This window comes from Clostridium sp. (assembly GCF_047777555.1).
In the GTDB taxonomy this organism is placed as follows: Bacteria; Bacillota; Clostridia; order Clostridiales; family Clostridiaceae; genus Clostridium_H.
Window position 1 is genome coordinate 625,001 of record NZ_JBKEEV010000001.1, and the last position, 4,853, is coordinate 629,853.

General features: G+C 32.8%; 4 protein-coding genes and 2 pseudogenes (1 of these 6 cut by a window edge). 3 read left to right on the forward strand and 3 right to left on the reverse strand.

From position 1 onward, the window contains the following. The 3 genes and pseudogenes from ACFWTK_RS03115 to ACFWTK_RS03125 all read right to left on the reverse strand — a co-directional run. Positions 1-858, reverse strand: a pseudogene (locus tag ACFWTK_RS03115) (heavy metal translocating P-type ATPase) (it extends 1,631 nt beyond the left edge of the window). 120 nt (positions 859-978) lie between these two features. After that, on the reverse strand, positions 979-1,353 hold the full coding sequence (locus ACFWTK_RS03120; protein ID WP_003868545.1) for an ArsR/SmtB family transcription factor: 375 nt from the start codon (positions 1,351-1,353) through the stop codon (positions 979-981). A gap of 317 nt (positions 1,354-1,670) precedes the next feature. Next, positions 1,671-2,552, reverse strand: a pseudogene (locus ACFWTK_RS03125) (recombinase family protein); the annotation flags it as partial. Between the two features lie 87 nt (positions 2,553-2,639). On the opposite strand from ACFWTK_RS03125, the gene tnpA reads away from it, so the two are divergent. The 3 genes from tnpA to tnpC form a co-directional block, all read left to right on the forward strand. Further along, the gene (gene tnpA / locus ACFWTK_RS03130; protein ID WP_106024438.1) at positions 2,640-2,975 is read left to right on the forward strand and encodes an IS66 family insertion sequence element accessory protein TnpA; all 336 of its coding nucleotides are present in this window, start codon (positions 2,640-2,642) and stop codon (positions 2,973-2,975) included. Continuing rightward, positions 2,969-3,319, forward strand: a complete 351-nt coding sequence (tnpB, locus tag ACFWTK_RS03135) for an IS66 family insertion sequence element accessory protein TnpB (RefSeq protein WP_415874657.1) — start codon at positions 2,969-2,971, stop codon at positions 3,317-3,319. Before tnpA ends, tnpB begins: the two co-directional genes overlap by 7 nt. 143 nt (positions 3,320-3,462) lie before the next feature. Continuing rightward, a partial coding sequence (gene tnpC / locus ACFWTK_RS03140) for an IS66 family transposase (protein ID WP_415874658.1) occupies positions 3,463-4,853 on the forward strand: 1,391 nt, incomplete at its 3' end.

Sequence of the window (4,853 nt, forward strand, 5' to 3'; positions counted from 1 at the left end):
AGAAAGCACCAATGGTAGCAATACTCATCAAAAAATGCTCACTGAATACCTGACCGCGGGCAATACCTTTATTGCTCTTAAGACAACCTCTCCACCAACTATGATATAACTAATAATAAACAAGGTAAGCTCAAGCCAATTTTGGAAATTAAAGATGATTCCCACGGCAAATATTGCTCCACCGACCACAAGTCTTATGATTTCTTTTTTGTTGACACCTTCTTCTTCCTCTTCGTTATTTTCGTTTATTTTGGTCTTGGAGTTATTCTCCTCAAAAATGACCTTTACATCTGGCTCTATTTTCTTTACTATGCCTTCAATCTTCTCATTTAACTCAGAGCGGTTGACTTTCGGACTTATTTCCAGTGTTAGTTTCTTCGAAACAAAATCTACTGCAGCAAATTCAACTCCTTCTAGACCGCTTATTTCTTTTTCCATTTTAGCTGCACAATTCGCGCAGCCAAGTCCTTCAAGCATTACTATGCTTTTGTTCACCTTTTTCTTCTCTGCATCAACTATTTTAACATCCGGCTCAAGTTTATTTACAATGGATGTTACTTCTCCAAGAATTTTACCAAATTCCTTTTTATCGACCGCTTCAATTGTCAGCTTCTTAGATACAAAATCAACGGTCGCACTATTTACTCCTTCAAGGCTTTGTGTTTGAGCTTCAATCTTTGCAGCACAATTCGCACAGTCAAGTCCTTCAAGTATTAATACTTTTTTATTGCTCTTGTTAACGGATTTTTCTTTCACTACCACATCCGGTTCGTGCTTGTGCACTATGGTTTTAACTTGCTGTAATGTATTCTTATACTCTTGCTCTGATTCAGTTTCTAAAGTCAATGTCTTGTTCATGAAGTTCATATAGGCTTTGACTCATTTAATTTATTAACCTCATCTTCAATTTTAGCTGCACAATTTGCGCAATCTAAACCTTCTAAAATTACTTCCTTCTTTAACATTACTGACCCTCCTTTACTTACTTTCTTCTGAAATATGAATTAATCCCTGGTCAAATATTTGCTTTACATGTTCATCTTCAAGAGAGTAGAATACAATCTTTCCTTCTCTTCTGCTCTTTACTAGTCCAGCCTGCTTTAAGACTCTTAGCTGATGTGAAATTGCTGATTGGGTCATATTTAATAAGAATGCAATATCGCAAACGCACATCTCTGATTCATCTAATGCCCAGAGTATCTTAATTCTTGTTGAATCTCCAAAAACTTTAAATAGTTCTGCTAGATCATATAGAGTTTCTTCTTGAGGCATTTTTTCTCGCACTTTATTTACAATTTCCTCATGTATTACATCAGAGTCGCATCTTTCAATTGGTTGAATTTTTTTTGCCATATTTATATCACCTCCTTATCATTCAATTGAACACTTGAATAAGCTTTCATATGTATTATAAACCTCAATTCTCCGTTTGTCAATAAAAACATAATGAGTAATTGTTCAAGTGTGTTTATCTTTTAGCTTTACGGTCAAGACCGCCACCTCTAAGCGCAGCGTAGGTGGGTTTTAATCAGGTGGAGTAGACTCTCCATCTGATTCCCCGATGTTTCAGCTTGCTGAAACGAGTTCACTTATTAGATTATCCCTAAGTATAAATAGAAAAGAACCGCCCATCAAGAAGTATTTCTCCTCAATCGGCGGTCAAATTCGTTTTATTTTTCTATATCAATTTCTACACCAGATTTAAATTCAATAGTTAGTTTATCATCATAGACCGTTATTTTCTCTATAAGTCTCCTTACTAGTTGCTCATCATACTCCTCAAGGAGGATGGATTGTTCATTTAGGAACTTTTCCATATCTTCTAGTCTTTGCTTGGAGCCTTTTTTGCCAGCTTCTTCTGCTAAAGCCTTATGTCTTTCCTCTCTGAGCCTGTAAATCTCATCGGCTATATCGTTATAATCCTCTTTGGAATTGGCCAGTCTCAAAAGGTCTTTTTGTAATTCCTCTAGCTTTTTATCTATCTCGGAAACAACATTATTGCCCGTTTCACTTATCACTGTTTCTATATTTTCCTTTAAGATAGTTAAAAAGCCATCCTTTTGCCCTATTAGTTTATTAATTGCCTCTACCGTAGCAATACCTATCATATCCTCCAGCACGGTTCGGGAATGACAAGTTAACCCTGTATTCTCAAGTCTACTGACGCATCTCCAAACAATCGATTTTTTACCTCGATTATTCCAATGAACTCTACGGTATATTTCGCCACACTCACCACAGAAGATAATTTGCGAAAATACATGATTTGAACTAAAGTTTCTTTTCTTTCCACTAGTACTTATATGTCCTCTACTTCTACGAACTAACTCTTCTTGTACCTGCATGAAAATTTCACGCGGGATAATGGCTTCATGGTTATTCTCTACATAATACTGAGGTACGATTCCGTTATTTACAACCCTCTTTTTTGTAAGAAAATCTACCGTATAAGTTTTTTGGAGCAATGCATCACCAATGTATTTTTCATTGCTTAATATTTTCCTTATAGTACTGGTATGCCACCTTTTTTTGCCCGCTCCTGTAAGTATGCCAGTAAGCGTAAAAAATTAAGTACCTAGATAGCATATCCTCCCAATTGATAAAATTAAGAAAAAGATTATTAATGGGAGGATATAATTATGTCTAGAAAATTAGATAATGCAACCTGGGAAGAATATATTAATAAATTTGATGCATGTAAGGGGACAATAACTGTTAAAGATTTTTGTATAGAAAATAAACTTACTAAAAGTCAATTTTATTATCATAAAAAAAGATTAGAGAAATCAGAAGTTGAGAATAACACACCTGTTTTTCATGCTATCTCTTTAGATAGTAAAGAAAAGACTATCAAAGAAAATACATTTGCTTTGAATGAAGTAAAAATTACAATAGGTAATGCTATAATAACTATACCTGTTAGTGAAGCTATTCTAATATCATCAATAGTAAAGGAGTTAGCTGCAAAATGTTAAATATAGATAAAGTAGAAACAGTTTATCTTGCCTGCGGCTACACGGATTTAAGGAAAAGTATTGATGGGTTAGTTATGATAGTTCAAAATCAATTCAAGCTAAATCCTTTTGAAAAAGCGTTATTTGTTTTTTGTAATAGACAAATGGACAAATTAAAAATTCTTCACTTTGACGAAGGTTTTTGGCTATATTATCACCGTTTAGAAGCGAATCGCTTCAAATGGCCTGCTACCACAGAAGAAGAATTGAAAGTAAATATAGAAGAATTACGGTGGCTTATAAAGGGCTACGAAGTAAGAACAAAATCTAAGTTTAAACCTATAAAACAAAGTAATTATTTTTAAAAGTTTATCACTCCAAAACCGTTGAAAAACCTTTATTTTCAACGGTTTTTGTGATATAATAAATATATAAAATAAATCTAAAGAGGTAATCATGAATCACGAAATTTTAACTAATGAACTTGATGAAAATACAAAATTATTAATTGAAAAAATGGAAAAAAGAATTAAACTCAAAAGATGAGGAAATAAGAAAGCTTAAAAACGAATTAAATTTCTTAAAAACTGTTATAACAAATAAAAATAGAAAGATATTTGGAGTATCTAGTGAAAAGGCAGATGCTAATCAACTATCTTTTTTTAACGAGGCCGAAAAATATAGTGATTCAAAGGTGGAAGAACCTGCTTTAGAGGAAATTACATATAAAAGAGCTAAGAAAAATACATATACAGGAAAGAAAGATAATCTAGCAAACTTAGAAAGAGTTGTTATTGAACATAAATTAGAAGGTGCTGACCTTAACTGTAAAGAATGCGGAGAGCAATTAGTTGAAATAGGTGTAAAATCAAAAAAAGAGATAATTAAATATATTCCAGCTAAACTTATAGTTGAAGAACACGTGATTTACAGCTACGCTTGTAAATCCTGCGAAAAAGAAATCAGTGAAAGTAATATAATTTCAGCAGAAGCTCCACAAACTATTTTTTATAATAGTATGGCTTCTAATGAGTTAATTGCTCATACTCTTATACTTAAATATCAACATGCTATGCCTCTTTATAGACAAGAAAGCTATTTTGATATGATGGGTGCTACTCTTTCAAGACAAACTCTATGTAACTGGACTATGTCAGCAGCGGAAGCTTTAAAACCAATATATAACCACATGAAAAAAGAATTACTAAGCAGAAATTATATTCATGCCGATGAAACTACTCTAAGAGTAATTAATGACAATGGAAAAGATTCTAAATCTCAAAAATATATGTGGTTATATATGAGCGATACTAATTCAAAGCCGGTAATTTTATATGATTATCAAAGTACCAGATCCAGCTCTTGTCCTAAGAATTTCCTAGGAGATTTCAAAGGTTTTCTCCAAACGGATGGTTATAGTGGTTATAACTCCGTTACAAAGGCTACAAGGGTGTATTGCTTAGCTCACATAAGAAGATACTTCCATAATATAATTGTAGACTTAGATGAAGAAGCCCTAAAAAATTCTAGAGCAATAATAGGGTTTAATTATTGTGAGCAAATTTACAAACTTGAAAAAGAGCTTAGAGAATCCTTTTCAAGTAAGGACGATTATTATGATATTAGATTTAAAATAAGAGCTGAAAAATTAGCTCCAATTATAGATAACTTTATTGATTATGTTGAAAGAGAAATAAAAGATGCTCTTCCAAGAAGTCCGCTTGGTAAAGCACTTGATTATGCTAAAAAACATTTACCAGGATTAAAAAATGTACTACTAGATGGTTCTTTAGAAGTAGATAATAATGCAGCGGAAAGAGCTATTAAACCTTTCGTTATAGGTCGTAAAAATTTCCTTTTTGCAAACACTGCTAAAGGTGCAACTGCAAGTGGCAATAT

Coding starts and splice junctions, on each gene's coding strand:
- tnpA (WP_106024438.1), top strand. CDS start 2,640: ATGTCTAGAAAATTAGATAATGCAACCTGGGAAGAATATATTAATAAA.
- tnpB (WP_415874657.1), top strand. CDS start 2,969: ATGTTAAATATAGATAAAGTAGAAACAGTTTATCTTGCCTGCGGCTAC.
- ACFWTK_RS03120 (WP_003868545.1), bottom strand. CDS start 1,353: ATGGCAAAAAAAATTCAACCAATTGAAAGATGCGACTCTGATGTAATA.